This is a genomic window from Bdellovibrio sp. GT3 (genome assembly GCF_037996765.1).
GTDB lineage: Bacteria > Bdellovibrionota > Bdellovibrionia > Bdellovibrionales > Bdellovibrionaceae > Bdellovibrio.
In genome coordinates, this window is sequence record NZ_JBBNAD010000003.1 from 61,247 (window position 1) to 81,715 (window position 20,469).

The 20,469-nt window shown below is 48.0% G+C and carries 19 protein-coding genes; 14 read left to right on the forward strand and 5 right to left on the reverse strand.

Annotation, left to right across the window (positions count from 1 at the left end):
* The 4 genes from AAAA73_RS01410 (at nucleotide 1) to AAAA73_RS01425 (ending at nucleotide 4,110) form a co-directional block, all read left to right on the forward strand.
* On the forward strand, nucleotides 1-450 hold the full coding sequence (locus AAAA73_RS01410) for a YeeE/YedE family protein (RefSeq protein ID WP_340596361.1): 450 nt from the start codon (nucleotides 1-3) through the stop codon (nucleotides 448-450).
* Nucleotides 451-501: 51 nt separating this feature from the next.
* Complete coding sequence (acs, locus tag AAAA73_RS01415; protein ID WP_340596362.1) at nucleotides 502-2,439, forward strand: acetate--CoA ligase; 1,938 nt, start codon at nucleotides 502-504, stop codon at nucleotides 2,437-2,439.
* Between the two features lie 25 nt (nucleotides 2,440-2,464).
* Complete coding sequence (locus AAAA73_RS01420; RefSeq protein ID WP_340596363.1) at nucleotides 2,465-2,971, forward strand: DUF6580 family putative transport protein; 507 nt, start codon at nucleotides 2,465-2,467, stop codon at nucleotides 2,969-2,971.
* Nucleotides 2,972-3,042: 71 nt separating this feature from the next.
* Entirely contained in the window at nucleotides 3,043-4,110 is a 1,068-nt protein-coding gene (locus AAAA73_RS01425; protein ID WP_340596364.1) for a tRNA-dihydrouridine synthase family protein, read from the forward strand.
* A 4-nt stretch (nucleotides 4,111-4,114) separates the two neighbouring features.
* On the opposite strand, the gene AAAA73_RS01430 is transcribed toward AAAA73_RS01425, so the two are convergent.
* Nucleotides 4,115-4,765, reverse strand: coding sequence for a class I SAM-dependent methyltransferase (locus tag AAAA73_RS01430; RefSeq protein ID WP_340596365.1), 651 nt, complete (start codon nucleotides 4,763-4,765; stop codon nucleotides 4,115-4,117).
* A gap of 61 nt (nucleotides 4,766-4,826) precedes the next feature.
* Here AAAA73_RS01430 and AAAA73_RS01435 point away from each other — a divergent pair, with 61 nt between their 5' ends.
* Nucleotides 4,827-5,081: a glutaredoxin domain-containing protein gene (locus AAAA73_RS01435; RefSeq protein ID WP_340596366.1), complete on the forward strand. Its 255-nt coding sequence runs from the start codon at nucleotides 4,827-4,829 to the stop codon at nucleotides 5,079-5,081.
* Here the strand turns inward: AAAA73_RS01435 and AAAA73_RS01440 are convergent.
* Nucleotides 5,070-5,816 carry a TSUP family transporter gene (locus AAAA73_RS01440; RefSeq protein WP_445292018.1) on the reverse strand — a complete coding sequence of 249 codons (747 nt, stop codon included), beginning with the start codon at nucleotides 5,814-5,816 and terminating at the stop codon, nucleotides 5,070-5,072. The genes AAAA73_RS01435 and AAAA73_RS01440 overlap by 12 nt on opposite strands.
* A gap of 291 nt (nucleotides 5,817-6,107) precedes the next feature.
* Here AAAA73_RS01440 and AAAA73_RS01445 point away from each other — a divergent pair, with 291 nt between their 5' ends.
* The 4 genes from AAAA73_RS01445 to AAAA73_RS01460 all read left to right on the forward strand — a co-directional run bounded on the left by AAAA73_RS01445 (nucleotide 6,108) and on the right by AAAA73_RS01460 (nucleotide 12,785).
* Nucleotides 6,108-8,453 (forward strand): hypothetical protein, encoded by a 2,346-nt coding sequence (locus tag AAAA73_RS01445; RefSeq protein WP_340596368.1) that lies wholly within the window; start codon nucleotides 6,108-6,110, stop codon nucleotides 8,451-8,453.
* A 107-nt stretch (nucleotides 8,454-8,560) separates the two neighbouring features.
* Nucleotides 8,561-9,832 (forward strand): TolC family protein, encoded by a 1,272-nt coding sequence (locus AAAA73_RS01450; protein WP_340596369.1) that lies wholly within the window; start codon nucleotides 8,561-8,563, stop codon nucleotides 9,830-9,832.
* Entirely contained in the window at nucleotides 9,829-10,818 is a 990-nt protein-coding gene (locus tag AAAA73_RS01455; RefSeq protein ID WP_340596370.1) for an efflux RND transporter periplasmic adaptor subunit, read from the forward strand. The genes AAAA73_RS01450 and AAAA73_RS01455 overlap by 4 nt, the downstream gene beginning before the upstream one ends.
* Nucleotides 10,819-10,835: 17 nt before the next feature.
* Nucleotides 10,836-12,785: an ABC transporter permease gene (locus tag AAAA73_RS01460; RefSeq protein WP_340596371.1), complete on the forward strand. Its 1,950-nt coding sequence runs from the start codon at nucleotides 10,836-10,838 to the stop codon at nucleotides 12,783-12,785.
* Nucleotides 12,786-12,851: 66 nt separating this feature from the next.
* Here the strand turns inward: AAAA73_RS01460 and AAAA73_RS01465 are convergent, their stop codons facing one another.
* Genes AAAA73_RS01465 through AAAA73_RS01475 form a run of 3 tightly spaced genes read right to left on the reverse strand, consistent with a single transcriptional unit; the run spans nucleotide 12,852 to nucleotide 14,653 of the window.
* Nucleotides 12,852-13,802: a tRNA dihydrouridine synthase gene (locus AAAA73_RS01465; protein ID WP_340596372.1), complete on the reverse strand. Its 951-nt coding sequence runs from the start codon at nucleotides 13,800-13,802 to the stop codon at nucleotides 12,852-12,854.
* Between the two features lie 3 nt (nucleotides 13,803-13,805).
* Entirely contained in the window at nucleotides 13,806-14,264 is a 459-nt protein-coding gene (locus AAAA73_RS01470; protein ID WP_340596373.1) for an EVE domain-containing protein, read from the reverse strand.
* Nucleotides 14,261-14,653, reverse strand: coding sequence for a YchJ family protein (locus AAAA73_RS01475; protein WP_340596374.1), 393 nt, complete (start codon nucleotides 14,651-14,653; stop codon nucleotides 14,261-14,263). The genes AAAA73_RS01470 and AAAA73_RS01475 overlap by 4 nt, the downstream gene beginning before the upstream one ends.
* Nucleotides 14,654-14,783: 130 nt before the next feature.
* Between AAAA73_RS01475 and AAAA73_RS01480 the strand changes: the two genes are divergently transcribed.
* The 5 genes from AAAA73_RS01480 (at nucleotide 14,784) to AAAA73_RS01500 (ending at nucleotide 20,469) form a co-directional block, all read left to right on the forward strand.
* Entirely contained in the window at nucleotides 14,784-15,545 is a 762-nt protein-coding gene (locus tag AAAA73_RS01480) for an SDR family NAD(P)-dependent oxidoreductase (RefSeq protein WP_340596375.1), read from the forward strand.
* A complete protein-coding gene (fumC, locus tag AAAA73_RS01485; protein ID WP_340596376.1) occupies nucleotides 15,546-16,934 on the forward strand; it encodes a class II fumarate hydratase in 1,389 nt (462 codons plus the stop codon).
* Nucleotides 16,931-17,866, forward strand: coding sequence for a hypothetical protein (locus tag AAAA73_RS01490; RefSeq protein ID WP_340596377.1), 936 nt, complete (start codon nucleotides 16,931-16,933; stop codon nucleotides 17,864-17,866). Before fumC ends, AAAA73_RS01490 begins: the two co-directional genes overlap by 4 nt.
* A 96-nt stretch (nucleotides 17,867-17,962) precedes the next feature.
* Nucleotides 17,963-18,319 (forward strand): hypothetical protein, encoded by a 357-nt coding sequence (locus tag AAAA73_RS01495; protein WP_340596378.1) that lies wholly within the window; start codon nucleotides 17,963-17,965, stop codon nucleotides 18,317-18,319.
* A gap of 140 nt (nucleotides 18,320-18,459) precedes the next feature.
* Nucleotides 18,460-20,469 (forward strand): ATP-dependent helicase, encoded by a 2,010-nt coding sequence (locus AAAA73_RS01500; RefSeq protein ID WP_340596379.1) that lies wholly within the window; start codon nucleotides 18,460-18,462, stop codon nucleotides 20,467-20,469.

Here is a 20,469-nt window from a genome sequence, read left to right on the forward strand (position 1 = left end):
ATGAAAAGACTGGCAGATATTCGCAACTGGTCGGCATTGTTGGTGGGAGTTCTATTTGCGGTGGGTTTGTCTATTTCAGGCATGACTCAGCCCAAGAAGATTTTGGATTTCTTAACTTTCGGAGCCGGTTGGGATCCAAGTTTGTTGTTTGTAATGATCGGTGCGGTACCTGTGTACATGATCACCTACCGTTTGGTTCGTGGTCGCAAGACACCGGTTCTTGATACTCAGTTCTATATTCCCAAGAAAACAGAAATCACCAAACCACTTATCGTGGGCAGTGTGATCTTCGGATTTGGTTGGGGACTGGGTGGTTATTGCCCGGGACCTGGCTTGGTTTCATTGGGAACTGGTTCAGTCACCGCAATTGTTTTTGTCTTCAGTATGATGTCAGGAATGTTGATTTATCGCATGTACGAAAGATGGATCGAGCTGCGCAAAAAGAATTGACCGATAATCAAATGAGAATAGGATAAAAGCTCATTCTGAAGGAGCTGTTCTATGCATAATGAAGTTTATCCTATCAATCCTTCCCTCGAAAAAAACGCGCTGATCACTCCGCAAAAATACAAAGACATGTACTCCCGGTCTGTTCAGGATCCCGAGGGATTCTGGGCGCAGGAGGCCGAGCGCCTGCACTGGTTTAAAAAATGGGACAAAGTTAAAAACACCTCTTTCAAAAAACCAGTCAGTATCAAATGGTTTGAAGGTGGAAAGCTGAATGTGGCCTATAACTGCATTGACCGTCATTTGGCGACCAAGGCAGAAAAGGTTGCATTGATCTGGGAAGCTGATGATATCAACACAGCTTCAAAAAAAATCACTTACAAAGAGCTTCATCAGGAAGTCTGCCGCTTTTCCAACGTTCTTAAAAAAATGGGTGTGAAAAAAGGCGATGTCGTGACCATCTATATGCCGATGATATTGGAGTCCGTGTATGCAATGCTGGCCTGTGCACGCATTGGTGCCGTTCACTCGGTGATCTTTGGGGGCTTTGCGCCGGATTCCATCAGCGACCGCGTGCTGGATGGAAAATCAAAGTTCATTATCACTGCGGATTCCGGTTTCCGGGGTGGCAAAACAATTCCTTTGAAAGACAATGTCGACAAGGCTGTTAGCAAGGCAGGAATTGTTGAAAAAGTTCTGGTCGTAAAATACTCCAAAACAGATGTGCAGATGAAAGAGGGCTTGGACGTCTGGTACCACGATATGGTTCAGGGTGTGAGCGATCAATGTGAAGCCGAGCCCATGGATGCCGAAGATCCATTGTTCATTCTTTATACTTCCGGCTCCACTGGAAAGCCTAAAGGAGTTCTGCACACCACAGGGGGATATCTTTTGTGGGTAAGTGTCACTCACCAATACGTCTTTGATTGTCAGGATAAGGATATTTACTGGTGCTCTGCCGATGTCGGTTGGGTGACGGGGCACAGTTACATCGTCTACGGACCCCTGGCAAACTGTGCGACGACTTTGTTTTTTGAAGGCATTCCGAATTACCCGACACCGTCACGTTTTTGGCAGATCGTTGAAAAGCACAAAGTGAATTTGTTCTACACGTCACCGACAGCTTTGCGCTCGTTGATGCGTGAAGGGGAAAAATGGGTGAAGGGCTGTGATCGTTCTTCGTTAAGGATTTTGGGAACAGTGGGGGAGCCGATCAATCCGGAAGCCTGGGTCTGGTATTACGAAGTGGTTGGCGACAGTCGCTGTCCGATCATGGATACGTGGTGGCAGACTGAAACTGGTGGTTTCATGATCACACCGATGCCTGGTGCCACTCCATTGAAGCCGGGTTCTGCGACGTTGCCTTTCTTTGGTGTGCAGCCTCATTTGCTGACACCAGAAGGTGGAAAAATTGACGGTGCTGGTGAAGGAGTGTTGGCAATCGCCGATTCCTGGCCGGGACAGATGCGCACGGTCTTTGGTGATCACAAGCGCTTCGAAGAAACTTATTTCTCCACATATCCTGGTTACTATTTCACCGGTGACGGATGTCGTCGCGATGAGGATGGCTATTATTGGATCACGGGGCGTGTGGATGACGTGATCAATGTATCGGGTCATCGTTTGGGTACGGCTGAAATTGAGTCTGCTTTGGTGGCAAATCACAATGTGGCAGAAGCTGCAGTCGTGGGGTACCCGCACGATATTAAAGGTCAGGGGATTTACGCTTACGTGACCCTGAAGACCGGAATCACGGCGACTGAGGAACTTCAAAAAGAGCTGATCCAGACAGTTCGTAAAGAAATCGGACCGATTGCGACCCCGGATTTGATTCAGTGGGCGCCTCGTTTGCCGAAGACCCGCTCTGGAAAAATTATGCGTCGTATTTTGCGAAAAATTGCCGAAAATCAACCAGATCAACTAGGCGACATTACGACGCTTTCTGAGCCGGGCGTGGTTCAGGAGCTTGTAGACAACCGCATGAACAAGTGATAGGTTTCCGGGCATGACTACACGCATGATTGTACTAGTAATGATGGTTTTGGGCGCGGCATTTTCTCGTATTATTCCGCATCCTTGGAATTTCACAGCTATCGGTGCTATGGCGCTTTTTGGTGGCGCTTATTTCAACGATAAAAAGTTGTCGATGCTGGTGCCGATGGTGGCTTTGGCACTGAGTGATTTGCTGTTGGGTGGTTTTCACTCAACGACATTCTTTGTCTACGCGGGTTTTGCGTTGATCGTGATGATGGGCTGGTTCCTGACTGAGAAAAAATCAGTGGCGCGCATCGGTGGTCTTTCATTGGCGGCAAGTTCTGTGTTCTTCCTGGTTTCAAACTTCGGTGTTTGGATCATGGACGGGATGTATGCAATGACATTCAGTGGTTTGGTTCAATGCTACGTGGCTGCGATTCCATTCTTTGGCTATCAAGTTGCTGGCGACCTATTCTTTTGCACAGTGATGTTTGGTGGTTACGAGCTTGTTAAAAAATACGCTCTTGAACCCAACGGTAAGCTTGCATAAGCGTCGTGGTTTTTAAATTTGAGTATTAGTTAAAGACTCCCGGTTGGGAGTCTTTTTGTTTGTGGCGGTTCATGAGTTCTGTAAAGTTGGGTCTGCATAGACCAATTTTAAATGGCAAAGTTAATTTTCCTCTGTGTCTGGCGCCGATGGTGGGGCTGACTCACGTGGCGTTGCGCGAAGTGATGCGCGAATATTTGCCCGAGAATGCCTACACAATCTGGCCGACGGAGATGCTGAACTCACGCCGTATTCCTGGCGAAAATCTGGAAACCACACCCGAAACCATGCGTGCGGCCCATGAGCCGGGCTTGGTGCCACAGATTCTTGGCAATGAAGAGGACGCTATCGCAGAAAGCGTAAAGCGACTTGTTGAATGGGGAGCCGAGGCAATTGATATCAACATGGGCTGCCCCGTACAGAAAGCCCTTAAGCACAACTATGGTGTCGCATTGATGGGGGACCCGGGTTATGCCGCCGAAGTAGTGCGCATGACTGTTAAAAACTCCGCCGTTCCGGTCAGTGTTAAGTTACGTGCGGTAGGTTCCACTAAAGAATTGGATGAGCTTTTGGCCTTTGTCGGTGGATTGCGCAACTCAGGGGCTGCCTGGGTTTGCTTGCATCCAAGAACGGCTGCGCAAAAGCGTCGCGGTTGGGCTGACTGGGAGCAAATCAAACTACTTCATGCGGCCGTGGATTTTCCTGTGATTGGAAATGGCGATGTGCAAACGGTTGAAGATGCCGTCTTGATGTTGAAAGAAACAGGTTGTGACATGGCGATGGCGGGACGTGGTCTTGCGGCTCGTCCGTGGATGCTATGGCAACTGGGCGAGGAGCTGGGCTTTGCTCCTCCTTCCGGCAAAGAGGGGCTGAAGGCTCCTCGCACTTCCGAAGAGGAAGGTGCTGAATACGGTCGCGTGCTTTTGAAACTTATCGAACGCTGCCGTCACTATTTTGGCGAGGACCTGGCCATGAGAAAAGTGCGTTTCTATGTGCGCACCACCAGCGTGTGGTTGGCATTTGGTAACGCCTTAACCGGTGTGTGTGCCAAAGCCCGCAATGTGGATGAGATGCTTGAAGGTGTTGCAAAATTTTTTGCGGTTCCCCACGAAATGTCCCTGCGCACAGAGCTTCGTCAGTAGATATCTATTTTTTAAAGACCCAATAAGGGCTTTTTGCTTTTACAATTTTCAGATTATATTTCTGCGCAACAAAGGCCATGGTCTTTTCAGAAAAGAAAGAGACATGAGTCAGGTCGCGGCGATAATGCCAATCATGGAAATGCGCTTCGCCTTTGTGGGCAGAGGTCATCACTGCCAAAATTCCGCCGGGTTTTAGCATGCGCAGTTGCTGTTCGATATCTATTTTGGGAGTGTGCAGATGTTCCCAAACTTCGGTGCTGGTCACTACGAAATAGGACTTTCTTAAAGCATCCTGATCGGGTTGATAATACAGGTCATAATTTGTGACCTGGAAATCCTTCGCCACAAAGCAGGCACCCAGAAATGCGGTAGGTCCACAACCATAATCCAAAAGGTGAATCTCTTTATTGGTTTTTCCGGATTTGCTGGCGAATTCTTCGACGTCCTTCATAAGAGGCGTCAAAAACGCGCGATAACCGGCCTGATCCTCGTTTTGGTGAAAATCGTAGCGCGCTTTTTCTTCAACTGCCGTCATGCGCTCTTCAGGTGCCATAAAGATCAAATCACAGCTTTCGCAGTGATAATAACTTCGCTCAGGTTTTTTCACGACCTTGAAGCGGGCTGAATTGGGATTGTCGCAGAGTAGGCACTTCATATTACCCAAGACCTTTACCCGTATTCGTTTTTATGTCAAAATAATTAGACAGAGGTGCTGCATGGCTAAAGTTATAATGTACAAGAAAAATCCGTGTCCGTACTGTGATCGTGCAATCACTTTCATGAACAACAAAGGTATGAAGTACGAGGTCATTGATTTGACCGACAAACCTGAGGAAATTGATCGTATCAAGAATGAAACGGGCTGGAGAACAGTGCCAATCATCCTGATCAACGGAAAGTTGATCGGCGGTTATACGGATCTAAAAGCTCTGGATGAAGAGGGAAAACTGGATCAACTCCTAAAGGAGTAGTTTGATCGACATGATGACAGAAACTGCAATTAACAGGGGCTTGATTAAACGAGTCCCTTTTTTTATGACCAGATGAGAGCCAATTCTGGCTCCGATAAATTGTCCCAATCCCATAGTTAATCCCACCGACCAGACAATTTTCCCGCCGACTAAAAAAACAAACAACGCCGTGATGTTAGAGACGAAATTCAAAACTTTGCTGTGGGCTGTGGCTTTGGACAAATTAAATCCCAAAAGGCTTACAAAAGCCAAGGCCCAGAATGATCCCGTGCCCGGGCCAAAAAATCCGTCATAGAATCCAATCAATGTTCCCATGGCGATTGAAAAAGCAGCGTAGGGGAGTCGCTGATGTTGATCGACATCACCCAGGCGCGGTGAAAGACTAAAGTAAACCGCAAAGCCCATCAACATGAACGGAATGGCTTTTCCTAAAAATGATCCATCAATGTTTTGAATCAAAAAAGTACCCAGGGCGCTACCCAGGAATGTAAATAGAATCAGCGCTTTCATTTTTCTGATATCAAAAGTTTTTCGTCGGAAGTGATAGAATGCCGCAGAAAAACTGCCAAAGGTGCTTTGCAGTTTATTGGTGCCCAAAGCCATCGCCGGAGGAAGACCTGCACTGAGTAAAGCTGGCACCGTAATCAAACCGCCACCACCTGCAATCGAATCAACCGTGCCGGCAATAACTCCGACTGCGAACAAAATGAAATAGGTATGTGGGGCAAGATCCATCATCGAATCTGACGTTATCTGAATCTCGTCCCCCAGGAAAGTTTATTGTGAAAAGCAAGTGTCTCATTTTCATACGTCGTACCTCCCAAACACGAGTATGAACTCGCAGTTTAGGGGCGCGAAGTGCTGTTAAGGTGTATTAACACCAAATCGAACAAGTAAGGGGTGGTCTGGTTTCGTAAAGCAACATTTTTTATATGAGAAGCTCTATATTTCAGCTCGCGAATTGCCGATCAGTACTGTAGTCAAAAACTGAACAAGGAATCTGGATTGCAAGTGCGTGTTTACATAATGTTATTCCTACTTCTGTTCACATCACAATCGTGGGCTCAATCCACTGTTGGTGTGCTCTCCGCGTGCATGCGGGAAAATTGTTCCCCACAGTCATCGAATAGTATTCTTAGTCAATTTGCAAATCAGTGTGCGATCGAAAGCAAAGCTTTAAAGTGCGACGAGCTTGTCAAAGAAGACAGCAAACTTGCGGGATTGATTCGTAAGTGTGAAGTTGCGGATCTATGTGCGCAGGCCGAGGGCGGTACCGCCTTCGAAGAGACGAAGGCATGCCTTCGCGGTTATACGAACTCATTGATTGATACGGGTGTTGCCATCAAAGACATGTTCGTCGGTGTCGGCAGTCAGATTGATGCCGCTTGGGAAAAAGTTAAAGCCGACGAAAAACTTCGCTCCGAATTTATATCGCAATGTAATCAGTCTCTTGCTTGCAAAAAAGACCTGGTGAAAGAAGATCCCCGTTACGCATCAATGCCTGATGAGGACTTGGAGAAGATTTCCGCGACGGCACTTTTCGTGCAAGTTCAGGATCGCAAAGCCTATTTGCAAAGTATTAGCAGAAGTGTTCCAAATACCAAACCGCCGGAAGCCCATTCCAAAGATTCTGAAATCAGCGCTGAACAAAAAGCCAAGCTTTTAGATCTGGCTGCGGTGATCAAGGCAAAGCTTAAAAAGGAATACCACAAATTCAATTGCTATAAGCCTGAAGCTCAAGCCGAAATGGCCTGCTATGCGGTAGGGCAGGTTGTGGATCCATTGCTGCTTGCCGGTGCGGCCTTTAAGGGTGCTCGCGTGCTGAACGCCATGGGGAAGGCGAATTCTGAGGGCTCAACGGTTTTCCTATTGTTGGAGAGGTTAGAAAAAGCTGCGGTTGTGACCCGTAATGGTTTTATAACCAAATATGTGGACTATAATCCAACCACGGTTGCGCAAAATGAAAAGTTCATCGCTCTGGCTGAAAAAGGCAAAGATGCCAAGGCCTACTTCGTGAATATCGAAAACAGTCAGATGAAGTATCTGAATGACACTCTCAAGAATAAAAATCTGGTGACCAGTTTAACGAATTACCACAAGGAGCTGGTGCTGGATCGCATGAAGGAACTACAAAAAGAGTTTCCGGATTTGAAAATCTCTGAATACTCAGACTTTAAGTCCTTGCGTTTTGCCTTTGAAGGAAAGATGCCGGCGGATCTGGAGAAAAGAATTCAGGCGATCTTCAAGGACTCCAATGATGAGTTTGTGAATTACCTCACTGAAAACAAATTGCTGCGTAAAACCGATTCGCCAGAAACCTACTTCCGTGCCGGAGTGGGGGACACCGCAGATGAAGCGGGCATTGCCTCCCGCTGGGCTCGCAAAGGTGAGCCAGGTGAACTGGCCACTTACAGCAGCTCTTCTTTGAAGTCCGAGTTGTCAGCAAAAATCAGTTCAGTTGAAAAGGATCGCGTTTCACTGCGAAACCAATTGAAAGATTCTAAGATGCTGGACGGAGAAACGTTCCAGCCCGAGGTTTTTGACATTGTCCGGAAGAATCAAGGTGATTCTGAGAAAATCAATTCGGCTTTAATGACACGCTACCGTGTGCGAAATCTGAGTGAGCAAACCCTGACTGAGTTGCAGCGCTACGTGAAAACCAGTGATGAGTTTTCTCCCGGCTTGATGGTGGCCAAAAGGGAAAATGCAAATTTAAACGATGCCGTTCAGGGCGGTTTCACAATGGACTTTGTGGGTCTGGGTGCCTCAAATATGAAAGGCACGGCGGAGGCTTTGTCGAAATCCAAGGATCTTGACGGTGTTTTGCATGAAGCGCGTTCGGCAGAGAAGGCCGTGACTGAAGCCGTCAATAAGCAGAAGCAATTCTTCACGAAAGTCGTGACCGAGAGTGTGGAGAAGGGAAAACTGAAGTCCATCTGTTCCGGCGATGACTGTGTGGCTGTGGCGACGGCTCCTTTGTCAGAGCAGGAAAAGCTAAAAGTGCTGAATCGGGTGGCCGACAGCAAATATGCGGCAAAAATGCGTTTTGCTTTCGTGAACGATGGTGTGAAGTCTTCGGAAGTCAGAAACACCCTCAGTACTCACGGTGAGTCCATTGAAAAGCTTCTACGTAAGAACCTGAGTGCGTCGATGAAAGCCAATAAGTTGGAAGGTCTCACTTTTGGTGTGGATATGCGTACGACCTCACTTAATGAGGGCTCCGTAAAGCTTTTGATGGGACAAAGCCAGGACGTCTATTTGACAAAATCCGAGCAGGCTCGCATCAAAGAAATCTTTAAGCAGACGGTTCAGGAATTCAATAGAACTGTTTATAAAAAGTCATTTCCGCCTCGTTATGAGGCCGTTCCTTAATTCTTCAACAATTGTTTTATACGCTTAACATGTGGTTGCAATCAGGGAGAGAAGTTTGACTTCTCCTCTGATTCCGGAGCTAATTGTATTTTGAGAAAGAGGACACCATGCCTTTTTATAGAAAGTGTATAATTCTAATATCCGCAACAACCTGGGCGGTGTTGGCACAGGCGCAGCAATCCCTGAGTTTTTCGCAGGCGCTGGATATGGTTAAAAAGAACAATTCCGATCTGCAGTATTCAGAGGAAATATTTAAGGCCAGCGAATACAATATTCGCAGCAATCAAAGTGGATACTATCCACAGCTTTCAGCGGGACTGGGCTACGCGCAGTCAGGTGCTTCAGATGATACCTCCTCCACGAGTTCTGGCGGGGCTTATTCGGCAACAGTCAGTGCCTCGCAAAATCTGTTTCGCGGTTTCTTGGATTCAGCCAAAGTCGATCAGGCTCGCGGACAATCGCGCGTGGCAGTGGCTTCCTTGCGCACCACGCGCTCCCAAGTGAGTTATGATTTGAAGTCCGCCTATGCGTCGGCAATTTATGCACGGGATTCCATAAAAATCTCTGAGGACATTGTGAAACGTCGTAGCGACAACTTGCGTATTGTGCAGCTGCGCTTTGAAAGTGGCCGCGAAAACAAAGGCTCTTTGCTTTTGTCACAGGCAAACTTCAAGCAAGCGCAATTGGACAGTCAGAAAGCCAATAATGCCCAGGAGACCAGCCAGGCGGATCTAAAGAAGGTCATTGGCCTTGATACAGAGGAAACCGTCACCATTGGCGAGGATATCCCGCTGCGTGAACCGACTGGTAAAGAGCCGGATTTCAAATCCATTGCGACGTTAACTCCGGATCGCCAGACCTATGAGGCACAAGTCGACGTCAGCGAGGCTTCTTTGAAAAGTTCTCGATCAGGATTTTTCCCAAGTCTTGATTTGTCGGCGTCTATTGGTGATTACGGTCAAAGCTTTTATCCAAACACTCAGGATCGTTGGACCCTGGGGGCCACGTTCACTTTGCCGTTGTTTAATGGCGGTCGTGATTACTATGCGACAAAAAGCTCGGCCTCTCAGCTTTATGCGGCTAAAAGCAATCTTGCCGGAATTGATCGCACTCTTTTATCCACATTGAAAAAGGCCTATACGACTTACGTTGAATCGGTGTCGCAGCTTGCGGTGAATGATGCTTTTGTTCAGGCGGCAAGAACGCGTGCTGATATTGCCCGGGCCAAATACAATAACGGTCTGATGTCCTTCGAAGACTGGGATAATATTGAAACGGATCTGATCACTAAAACCAAACAGTATTTAAGCTCAAAAAGAGACCGTATCGTTGCTGAGGCAGCATGGGAAAGAGCGCAAGGCGTGGGAGCACTGCTATGAAGAACTTGTTTAAGAAAAAACTCACGTGGATCATTTTGACTGTCTTGGTGATTGGTAGCGGCAGCTATTACGTCTGGGATCAAAACCGAAAAAATGAAGTCACTTACAGCAAATTTCCGCTGACGATTGGAAACATCGAAGTCACTATCCTGGCAACGGGAACAGTGCAGCCGGAAAACAGACTGGAAATCAAAGCACCCGTAGCCGGGCGCATGGACAAGGTTCTGGTGAAGGAAGGTCAGAAGGTTTTCCGCGGGCAAGTTATCGCCATGATGAGTTCCACCGAGCGTGCGGCAATGCTGGATGCAGCCCGCGCCAAAGGGGCCGAGGAAGTGAAACGCTGGGAAGAGCTTTATCTGGCAACACCGATCATGGCGCCTATTTCTGGGACGATCATTCTTAGAAATGTCGAGCAGGGGCAGACCTTCACAACCACGGATGCGATTTTCACTATGTCCGACCGTTTAACCGTAAAAGCCCAGGTGGACGAAACCGATATATCGCAAATCAGACTAAAAGAAAAAGCTGAGATCGTATTGGATGCCTATCCCGGTGAAAAGATCCAGGCTACAGCGGATCAGATCGCATTTGATTCAAAGACCGTCAATAGCGTGACGACTTATATCGTGGATGCTTTGCCCGATGGTAAACCACCCGAGTTCATGCGCAGTGGGATGACCGCGAATGTGACGTTCTATGTGAAAAATAAAAAAGACATTCTGGTCGTCGCAAGCGAAGCCCTACGAGTGCAAAATGGTCTGACTTATTTGAATTTGCAAGGTCCTGATGGAAAACCTGTGAATCAGGAAGTAAAAGTGGGAATCACCGATGGCCGCCAGACCGAAATTCTGGAAGGTGCCAAAGAGGGCGATGTGGCCTTGGTGCAAGATGTGAAACTTTCAGATTCAAAACAGGGCGGCTCAAATCCGTTTTCACCCTTTGGCAATCGTGGGCAAAACAAAAAAAGATCCGGGCCACCTAAATAGTTGATCGAGAGAACAAGATGATTGAAATCAGCGGCATCAAAAAATCATACAAAATGGGCGACAATATTGTTGAAGCCCTGCGCGATGTCACGCTGACTATCGAAGACGGTGATTTTGTCGCGATCATGGGGCCGTCGGGTTCCGGTAAGTCCACGTTGATGCATATTCTGGGGCTTTTGGATGTGCCGACATCGGGCTCCTATAAGCTGCATGGCCGGGAGGTTTCCAAACTTTCCGAAGATGAGCTGGCGATTTTACGCCGGGATGAAATCGGATTTATCTTTCAGCAGTTCAATTTATTACCCCGTATGCCAGCGTGGCAGAATGTCTCTTTGCCACTTCTGTATTCTGAAAAGAAATTTGATCAGGACAAGGCGCAAAGCCTGCTTGAACAGGTGGGCTTGGGCACTCGCGGGGACCACAAGTCGAACGAACTCTCAGGAGGGCAGCAACAGCGTGTGGCTATCGCGCGCTCTTTGATCAACTCACCGAAAATTATTTTCGCCGATGAACCGACGGGGAATCTGGATTCCAAAAGCGAAAAAGAGATCATGGGGATCCTAAAGTCCCTCAATGCCCAAGGTATTACTATCGTGATCGTCACCCATGAGGAGGAAATCGGGGAGCAGGCCAATCGCTTGATCCGTATGCGTGACGGTGTTGTGCAAAGTGATGAGCGTAAAGTGCCGCTTGCGCAGGAGCGAAGCAGCAATCAATCAAATCAGTCTTTGGATTCAGAATTTCATTTCGGTGAAATGATCGAACACTTTCATCAGGGCTGGAAAACTCTCGCAGCCAACAAAGTCCGTTCAGGACTTTCGATGCTGGGTATATTAATTGGTGTCGCTGCCGTGGTGACGATGCTGGCCTTGGGTAAAGGGGCTCAGCAATCCATTGAAAAGCAGCTGTCCTCGATGGGTTCAAATTTATTGATTCTGCGCGCGGGGAATGTGCGTGTGGCCGGTGTCGCACAAGAGTCAGGGGTGCGAATTCGCATTTCCATGGATGATTTGGCGGCGATGAAAGCGCAGATTCCTGCAATTAAAAATGTTGTGCCCAACGTAGGTGGACGCGGGCAGGTGACCTATCTGAATAAAAACTGGAATACCTACGTCAACGGTGTAACGTCGTCCTTTGTGGAAGTCAGAAATTCAGAACCGGTGCTGGGGCGATTTTTTTCGGATGCTGAAAATCAGCGTCGCGCGACCGTCGCGGTTATTGGTCGTACCGTTTCCAGAGAACTTTTTGGCGAGCGCTCGCCCATTGGCGAAGTGATTAAAATCAACAGAATCAATTTCACCGTCATAGGCATGTTGCCAGAAAAAGGCGGGCAGGGGCCCAGCGATCAGGATGACCGTATCGTGGTTCCGGTGATGACGGCGATGTATCGTCTTTTCGGAAGAAACTACGTGGATTCGGTGGACGTTGAGGTCTCTCAAAAAGAGCTGATCGATGAAACTCAAGATTCGGTGAAAGAGGTTTTGAATTCTCGTCATCGCATACCACTTTCACAGCAAGACGATGCTTTCCAGATTTTCAATATGGCAGATCTTCAACAGGCGATCGAAAGCAGCAGCAAGACCATGTCGATGCTTTTAAGTTCGATCGCGGCTATTTCCTTGCTGGTCGGCGGTATCGGGATCATGAACATCATGCTGGTTTCAGTCACCGAAAGAACCCGCGAAATCGGTCTGCGCAAAGCCATCGGCGGCCGCAAGGTGGATATCCTAATGCAGTTCCTCGCAGAATCCGTTGTGGTCTCTGTGATTGGTGGATTGTTGGGAATCGGACTCGCATGGGGAGTGACGACAGCACTAGCCTCCGTCATGGGCTGGCCAATGACCATCTCCCTGGACGCCGTAGGCCTGTCATTTTTCTTCTCTGCTTTTATTGGTATTGTCTTCGGACTTTATCCAGCAAAAAAAGCATCAGAACTTCACCCCATCGATGCCCTTCGCTACGAATAAAAAAAGGCGCCTGCCGGTTTTTTGATACACACCGCGTATCAAAAAACCGGCAGGCACCTTTTGGAATTACGTTGTTACTTTTAAAAGTTCGGAGTGGAACTCTTGGGGTTTTTTTAGGATCTTGATTTGGTCGAAGACTTGTTTTGCTTCGCCATTTTTCAAAGACAAAGCTTTTAGCCACTGCTTGGTGCGGGACACGGCGAAGTAGTCGTTGATATAGTCGGTGCTTGCCGCAAAGAACTGGGGCAGCAATGGTTTGGTGCGCTCCCAGTTCATTTCTTCAACGGATTCTTGCTTCAGACTTTGTTTGATCTGTTTAAAGATAAACGGATTGCTCATCACTCCGCGGCCGACCATGTAGTCGTCGCAACCAGTGACTTCAACGCAGCGGTGGAAGTCGTGGACGTTCCAGATTTCACCGTTGGCGATGATTTTGATTTTGGTTTTTTCTTTGATACGCGGGATCCACTCCCAATACGCCGGTGGTTTGTAGCCATCAGTTTTGGTACGGCAGTGGATGGTCAGCCAAGTGGCGTTTGCAGCCTCAACCGCTTGCGCGATGTCGATACACTTGGTTGGATCATCAAAGCCCAAGCGAATTTTTGCAGTGACCGGAATATGAGCGGGGACGGCCTTACGAACAGTGTCGACGATGGTGTGAACACGGTCGCAGGATTTTAATAATGAAGCGCCACCATCATGACGGTTCACGGTTTTAGCCGGGCAGCCGAAATTTAAGTCAATTCCCAAAGCTCCCAGCTTTGCTGCGCGTTCCGCATTCATTGCCAAAGGCTCCGCATGCCCACCCAAAAGCTGCACGAACACCGGAGTTCCCGCACGAGTGCGGGAGCCGGTGCGAAGCTCGGGGCAGTTTTTTAAGAACACGCTCTCAGGATGCAGGCGATCAGTGACGCGCAAGAATTCCGTCACGCACTGATCCACGCCACCGATCTGGGTCAGAGTATCCCTCATCACCCAGTCGACAACACCTTCCATCGGAGCCAGGAACAACTTCATAAACTACATTCCGCCCATTTTCTTAACGATGTCGAAGTGCTTTTTATCCACCGGTTGTACCGACAGACGTGAGCCTTTTGCCAAAACCAGCATCTCTGCCAATTTCTCATTGTCGCGCAGGTCTTGCAGGCTGACCAATTCAGGGAACTTTTGCACATACTCAACCTGAGTGCAGAACCAGACAGGTTTTTCTTTGGAAGCCTTCGGCTCAAAGTATTCAGACTTTTTATCGAATTGGGCTTTGTCAGGCTCTGCGATGTGAGAAATACGCGCCAGACCCGCCACACCCGGAGGTGTTGCATTGGAGTGATAAAACAAAACCATGTCTCCGACTTGCATGTCTTTTTGCATGAAGTTGCGGGCTTGGTAATTGCGAACACCTTCCCACCAAGTGGTGGAGTCTTTTTTTAGCTGATCGATGGAGTAAACATCGGGTTCAGACTTCATCAGCCAGTATTTCATTTCTTTTCTTCCTTCACTTTGCCGGATTTAAAGAACCACACGCCAGCTTGCTTGCGGAAAGTGGAAACTTCGTGATGAACATAGTCTTCATCATCAACGGAATAGAAGGCTTTGAACTCGACCGTGCCTTTGTTAGCTTTCTCTTCAGCATTGACGATTTCAAGCTTCAGGAATTTTGCAACGTCAGCCCATTCCTGGTTGGCTTCATCATCGATGTCGCCCAAAGATTGGGGATCCGTTGTATCGCGCAAGTACTGCATTTGATTTTTCGCAAACGCCGCATAACGGGAACGCATCAAGGCCTCAGCCGTTGGCGCCGTCTCTTTGCCAGAGTGATAAATACCGCAACATTCAGAATAATTTTTTTCGCTACCGCATGGACATTTCATAGGCGGCGAACCTAACACGGCGCCCCCGCAAAAGGTACTCCGTGGGTGGGGTTGGATGCGTCATGTCGTGGCGGCGAATACTGGGCATTTGAGAGGGCAGGGCCTACAATAATTTCATAGTGAGGTGCATATGCAAAGATGGGCTCTGATTACAGGGGCAACGGCGGGTATTGGTTGGGCGACGGCGGAAGCGTTGGCTGCGCAGAATTACTCATTGATTATCACCGGTCGTCGCTTTGAGCGTTTGGCTGAACTGGAAGCCTCTTTGCTGAAAAAGTTCCCGCAAATCAAAGTCATCAAAGCTGGTTTCGACGTCTCGGATCGCTTTGAAGTGAGTGAGTTTATGAAAGCCCACGACAAGGATCTACAGCTCGTGGATGTTCTGGTGAACAACGCGGGACTGGCCAAGGGCACCGACAAAATGCAGGACGGATCTTTGGATGATTGGGAGACCATGATCGACACCAACATCAAAGGTTTGCTGTTTATCACTCGTGGAATTATCGGGCACATGGTGAAGCGCAACTCCGGTCACATCGTGAATCTGGGTTCTGTGGCGGGTCGCTGGACATATCCGGGTGGTGGAGTTTACTGCGCCACAAAATTCGCAGTGCGTGCATTGTCTGAAGGTCTGCGCATGGATTTGCTGGGTACAAAAATCCGCATTACCAATATTGAGCCCGGCATGGTGAATTCGGAATTTTCGATGGTCCGCTTTGAAGATCAGCAAAAAGCCGACAAAGTTTATGAGGGCATGACGCCATTGGATCCCAAAGATATTGCGGACACCATCGCTTGGTGCGTGGCGCGCCCCGCTCATGTGAACATACAAGAACTTGTGATTTACCCAACAGAGCAAGCCCATGTTGGAATGGTTTCCAGGAGGTCGTAAATGAGTTTCCGTACAGAGAAAGACACAATGGGTGACGTGCAGGTTCCGGCAGATAAATTCTGGGGAGCTCAAACGCAAAGATCCACTGAAAATTTTAAAATCGGTGGCGACAGATTTCCACGGGAAATGATTCGTGCCTTGGGGATCTTGAAAAAAAGCGCAGCACTGACCAATCAAAAGCTGGGCATTCTGGATGCCAAAAAAGCGGACATGATTGTGAAAGCCGCAGACGAAGTGATCTCTGGAAAACTGGATGCTCATTTTCCCTTGGTGGTGTGGCAGACGGGCTCGGGTACGCAAACCAATATGAACGCCAACGAAGTCATCGCCAATCGCGCGATGGACATGATGGGTGTCAAACTTCCCTCTAAAGAAATTCATCCCAACGATGATGTGAACAAAGGGCAGTCTTCGAATGACACTTTCCCCACGGCCATGCATATCGCCGTGAGTGAGCAGATTCATCACCGTCTGATTCCGATGATGGAAAAATTGTATTTGGCTCTTTCCGAAAAACAAAAAGAGTTTAATGACATCGTAAAAATCGGGCGCACTCACCTGATGGATGCGACACCGTTGACCCTGGGGCAGGAGTTTTCCGGCTACGCGACACAAATGAAGCACGGAGTTCATAGAATCAAGAACACCTTGCCGCATCTGCATGAGCTGGCGTTGGGTGGGACGGCCGTGGGAACTGGTTTAAACACTCATCCAAAATTTGCAGTTGAAGCGGCGGCGGAAATCGCGCGCGAAACAAAACTGCCGTTTGTGACTGCTGAAAATAAGTTTGAAGCCCTGGCCAGTCATGATGCTTTGGTGGAGGTCAGTGGGGCGCTGAATACGATTGCGGTTTCTTTGATGAAAATCGCCAACGACATTCGCCTGCTTGGATCTGGACCTCGTTGTGGCATTGGTGAAATTCACCTGCCAGAAAATGAACCAGGAAGCTCGATCATGCCCGGAAAAGTAAATCCCACACAATGTGAAGCCATGACCATGGTCTGTGCTCAAGTGATGGGGAATCATGTGGCCGTGACGGTCGGTGGGGCGACGGGACATTTCGAGTTGAATGTCTTTAAGCCGGTGATTGTGTTTAACGTGCTAAACTCAATACGTTTGATCTCAGACGCGTGTGAGTCGTTTGTTGATCACTGTGTGTCGGGAATTGAGGCAAATAAGGCGCAAATCAAAAAACATCTCGATAATTCTTTGATGTTAGTGACTGCATTGAACCCGAAGATCGGTTATGATAACGCAGCAAAAATAGCTAAGACTGCCCATAAAAACGGCACTACGCTGCGCGAAGAATCCATAAATCTTGGACTCCTCAGCGGCGAGGAATTTGATAAACTGGTCAGACCAGAGACAATGGTTGGAGTACGTACTTGATTAATGAGTTATTGCAAAAAGCGAAGTGGTTGAACAACGAGGATATTCGTCCTTACGTTTTCGTGCGTGAAGAAAACGAAATTGCTCAACCCGGTTCCTTCCATAAGTTGGACTGGTTTAAGCAAAATCCCATCTTTAAAAATCCTCTGGATATCACCGAAATTGCTTTTGCAGATCGTATTTACTCTATTGAAGAGCGGGCTTTTGGGCCGTCCAATATGGCGATGCCTCGCTGGGTTTTTTACGACTGTGCAGTGATGCCGGGTTTTGTGGCGGGCTTTGCGGCTCGTCCTAAGGCATTGTCGAAGCTGGTTCGTGAGGTTTTGGATCCAAAAAAATACCCCGCGTCACTAAGTCCGATTAAAACTTCCAAGGTTTTAAAGGAAATCGAGTCCCTGGACGAGATGGATTGGGTACCACTTTCATTGTTCATCATTATCCCCACCATGCATAAAGGGGAGTGGGTCGCCCACAATCTTTGTTCGGTTAATTCGTTATTACCGAAGGAAGAGCAGTTTTACGGCCTTGGATTCCTCTCGAAGGCCTTTGGTTTGTGGTATGCCAATGTCGAACAGTGCTCTGGAATGACTCAATGGGGCAGCCCAGCATTGAAGCTCCATTCGCATTACGGACATTTAGAGGTGATTGGGGCTTACGCTCCAGTGCATTCTCATGCTAAAACTATAACTTACCGTGTTCAGGTCAATACTCATTGTTGGGAGAAATTCTTCAACAAAGAAGACGATCTGGCTTTCTTGGAGCACTACGGGCCGACAGGCACGTTCATTGATCCCAAGGACGAGAACAGCATGTTGGATTTCCAACAGCGTATCGAGCGGGAAGAGGGTCCTTTCTTTTTAAGTGCGGGTGAAATCGCGCAAAAAAAATTAGAGGACAAGCTAATGATTTATCAATTGAAACAACAATACTAGATAGGAAGAAAAATGACGATGAACACTTTACCCCCAGTCGCTAAATCTTTTTTTGCGTTCTGTAAAAAATGTGATGCCGATAGATACCATGTAGTTTTGGCTCACACGTCTGCGACTTCGGCGAAAATTAAGTGTGAAATCTGTGGTTCTCTAAAAACTTACTCTCTTCCAAAAGCTCAGACTAAAACTGGTAAGCCATTGACGGGTGCTGCAGCTAAAAAACGTGAGCAAACTATGAACTCACGCAAATCTTCCCACAAAAATGAATACGAAATGTTGATGTCCAACGATGGTGCTTCCACGGCGACTTACAACATGAAGGGCAAGTTCGAGAAAAATACCAAGCTTTCTCACCCTAAATTCGGTTTGGGTTTCATCAAAGATGCCGCTTCAGATAAAATTGAAGTCGTATTCGAAGATGAGGTTCGTACACTTATCCACAACCGCGTATAGGCATTTGCCTACGAAATAGGCTCTGGTGGCGGTTTTCATCGTCACGCTTAGCGACAAATATTGATAAGCGTCGTACGAAAGTGCGACGCTTTTGTTTTTCCGGCGTTCCTCGAGCGCGATTCTAAGATAGACTGGATTTCATGGATTGGTTGAAGGGGTTGAACCCTGAACAGCAAAAGGCTGTTAAACATAACTTCGGTCCCTTGCTGATTCTTGCAGGGGCGGGTTCCGGCAAAACGACCGTACTGGTTTCACGCACAGGAAGAATGATTTCTGAGCGTGTGGCGCAGTCGTCTGAAATCTGCGTTTTGACCTTCACCAATAAAGCCGCACGTGAATTAAAACACCGTGTGAAAGCGAAACTGGGCGGAGCCGGTGACGGACTGTGGGCGGGAACGTTCCACTCCTTCGGTCTTCAAATTCTGCGTCGTTTTCATAAACACGCCGGTCTTTCCCCGCATTTCGGTATTGTCGACCAGACGGATTGCAATGCCGTCCTAAAAGAGCTGATCAAGAACATCGCGAACTCCGGCAAAGATAAATTCGACATCGATAAAATTCTTTCCATGATCAATGACCGTCGCACGGGTGCTGCGCACACGCACGAGGGCTTCGATGAATATCATGAGATGGTCGAAGTTCTGGCGCCAAAATTTGAAAAGCGTCTGGAGCATCTGGGTGTGGTGGACTTTGAAGGTTTGTTGATCAAGCCTTTGCAGTTGTTTAAAGCGCATCCTGAAATTCTGGAAAAAGTCCAAAGTCAGTTTTCCCAAGTAATGGTGGACGAGTTTCAGGACACCAATCGCATGCAAATGGATTTGATTCAGCAAATCGTAAAACCCCACAGCAACATCACAGTGGTGGGTGACGACGATCAGTCGATCTATGGCTGGCGTGGGGCTGAGATCAAAAATATTTTGAATTTCCCGCATGAGCACAAAAAATGCGAAGTGATCATGCTCGAGCGTAACTACCGTTCGTCTGGTGAAATTTTGGCGGTGGCTAATGCCGCAATTTCAAAAAATAAAAACCGTCACGGTAAAGTTCTAAGAGCCGAAGCGGCCAAGGATACTGGTGTCTTACCGGAAGTCTTTATCCTGGAGCGCGAAGAAGACGAGTGTGAATTCGTTGTTCAGGAAATTCAGCACTTCTTAAAAGAAGGCTACAAGCTGAAGGACTTTGCGGTTCTTTATCGTTCAAACACTCAAGGTGGCTTGATCGAGGCCTCTCTGCGTCGTGCGAATATCGCCTACAATATCTCGGGCGGGACTTCGATCTTTGATCGTAAAGAGATCAAAGACATCATGGCTTACTTAAAACAATCCTTCTCGCCGAATGAAGTTTCTCTTCGTCGTATCATCAATGTTCCATCCCGTGGAGTCGGTGACACGACCATCGAAAAACTGACCGAGTTTTCGCAAAAACGCCGCGTAAGTTTCCTGGATGCCTGCCGCCTATGGAAAGACGCCGAGATCCCGGAAAAAACCGGGGAGGCGATCGACGATCTTTTGGGATTCATCGAATATCTGCCAACGCACATCTTGGATTTCAACGTGGGCTCATCGCCTGGTGGCAAGCTGGTCGAACTGTTTGATCAGTTGGGCTACAAGGAATACGTCATGAACACCGCTGCGGACCCGGCTTCGGCCGAAAAGAAGTGGGTGGTGGTCGAAATCCTGGGTCGTATCCTGGATGCGTACTTGGGACGTCGTGCTCACGAGGTAGAATACATCAAGTCCTTTGTGGATTCGATGATGCTGCGTGAAGATCACAACGAAGAGGAAGATCAAAACAAAGTTCAACTGATGACCTTGCATGCGTCAAAAGGCCTGGAGTTCCCAGTCGTGATTTTGGCGGGGATTGAGGAAGATCTTTTGCCACATAAAAACCTGGGCTCCGACATCGATGAAGAACGTCGTTTATTCTATGTCGGTGTGACCCGGGCAAAAAATCGTCTGGTGATGTCGCGCTGTCAGCAGCGCAAAAAAAATGGCGTGGTTCGTCCGTCAGTTCCTTCCAGATTCCTGTTGGAAATCCCGACAGAACTTTACAAAGAATATCCATTGGGTGCACGCCCGGTCACGGGGCAGGAACGTGACGATCTGGTTGCAAGCTTCCTGTCAAAGCTTGATTCCAAAATTGGGAAATAA

Excerpts from the sequence above, each read along its gene's own strand:
- AAAA73_RS01470 (WP_340596373.1), bottom strand. The coding sequence starts at position 14,264 with ATGAAATACTGGCTGATGAAGTCTGAACCCGATGTTTACTCCATCGAT.
- AAAA73_RS01425 (WP_340596364.1), top strand. The coding sequence starts at position 3,043 with ATGAGTTCTGTAAAGTTGGGTCTGCATAGACCAATTTTAAATGGCAAA.
- fumC (WP_340596376.1), top strand. The coding sequence starts at position 15,546 with ATGAGTTTCCGTACAGAGAAAGACACAATGGGTGACGTGCAGGTTCCG.
- acs (WP_340596362.1), top strand. The coding sequence starts at position 502 with ATGCATAATGAAGTTTATCCTATCAATCCTTCCCTCGAAAAAAACGCG.
- AAAA73_RS01420 (WP_340596363.1), top strand. The coding sequence starts at position 2,465 with ATGATTGTACTAGTAATGATGGTTTTGGGCGCGGCATTTTCTCGTATT.
- AAAA73_RS01430 (WP_340596365.1), bottom strand. The coding sequence starts at position 4,765 with ATGAAGTGCCTACTCTGCGACAATCCCAATTCAGCCCGCTTCAAGGTC.
- AAAA73_RS01435 (WP_340596366.1), top strand. The coding sequence starts at position 4,827 with ATGGCTAAAGTTATAATGTACAAGAAAAATCCGTGTCCGTACTGTGAT.
- AAAA73_RS01500 (WP_340596379.1), top strand. The coding sequence starts at position 18,460 with ATGGATTGGTTGAAGGGGTTGAACCCTGAACAGCAAAAGGCTGTTAAA.
- AAAA73_RS01445 (WP_340596368.1), top strand. The coding sequence starts at position 6,108 with ATGTTATTCCTACTTCTGTTCACATCACAATCGTGGGCTCAATCCACT.
- AAAA73_RS01460 (WP_340596371.1), top strand. The coding sequence starts at position 10,836 with ATGATTGAAATCAGCGGCATCAAAAAATCATACAAAATGGGCGACAAT.
- AAAA73_RS01475 (WP_340596374.1), bottom strand. The coding sequence starts at position 14,653 with ATGAAATGTCCATGCGGTAGCGAAAAAAATTATTCTGAATGTTGCGGT.
- AAAA73_RS01410 (WP_340596361.1), top strand. The coding sequence starts at position 1 with ATGAAAAGACTGGCAGATATTCGCAACTGGTCGGCATTGTTGGTGGGA.
- AAAA73_RS01440 (WP_445292018.1), bottom strand. The coding sequence starts at position 5,816 with ATGGATCTTGCCCCACATACCTATTTCATTTTGTTCGCAGTCGGAGTT.
- AAAA73_RS01450 (WP_340596369.1), top strand. The coding sequence starts at position 8,561 with ATGCCTTTTTATAGAAAGTGTATAATTCTAATATCCGCAACAACCTGG.
- AAAA73_RS01465 (WP_340596372.1), bottom strand. The coding sequence starts at position 13,802 with ATGAAGTTGTTCCTGGCTCCGATGGAAGGTGTTGTCGACTGGGTGATG.
- AAAA73_RS01480 (WP_340596375.1), top strand. The coding sequence starts at position 14,784 with ATGCAAAGATGGGCTCTGATTACAGGGGCAACGGCGGGTATTGGTTGG.
- AAAA73_RS01455 (WP_340596370.1), top strand. The coding sequence starts at position 9,829 with ATGAAGAACTTGTTTAAGAAAAAACTCACGTGGATCATTTTGACTGTC.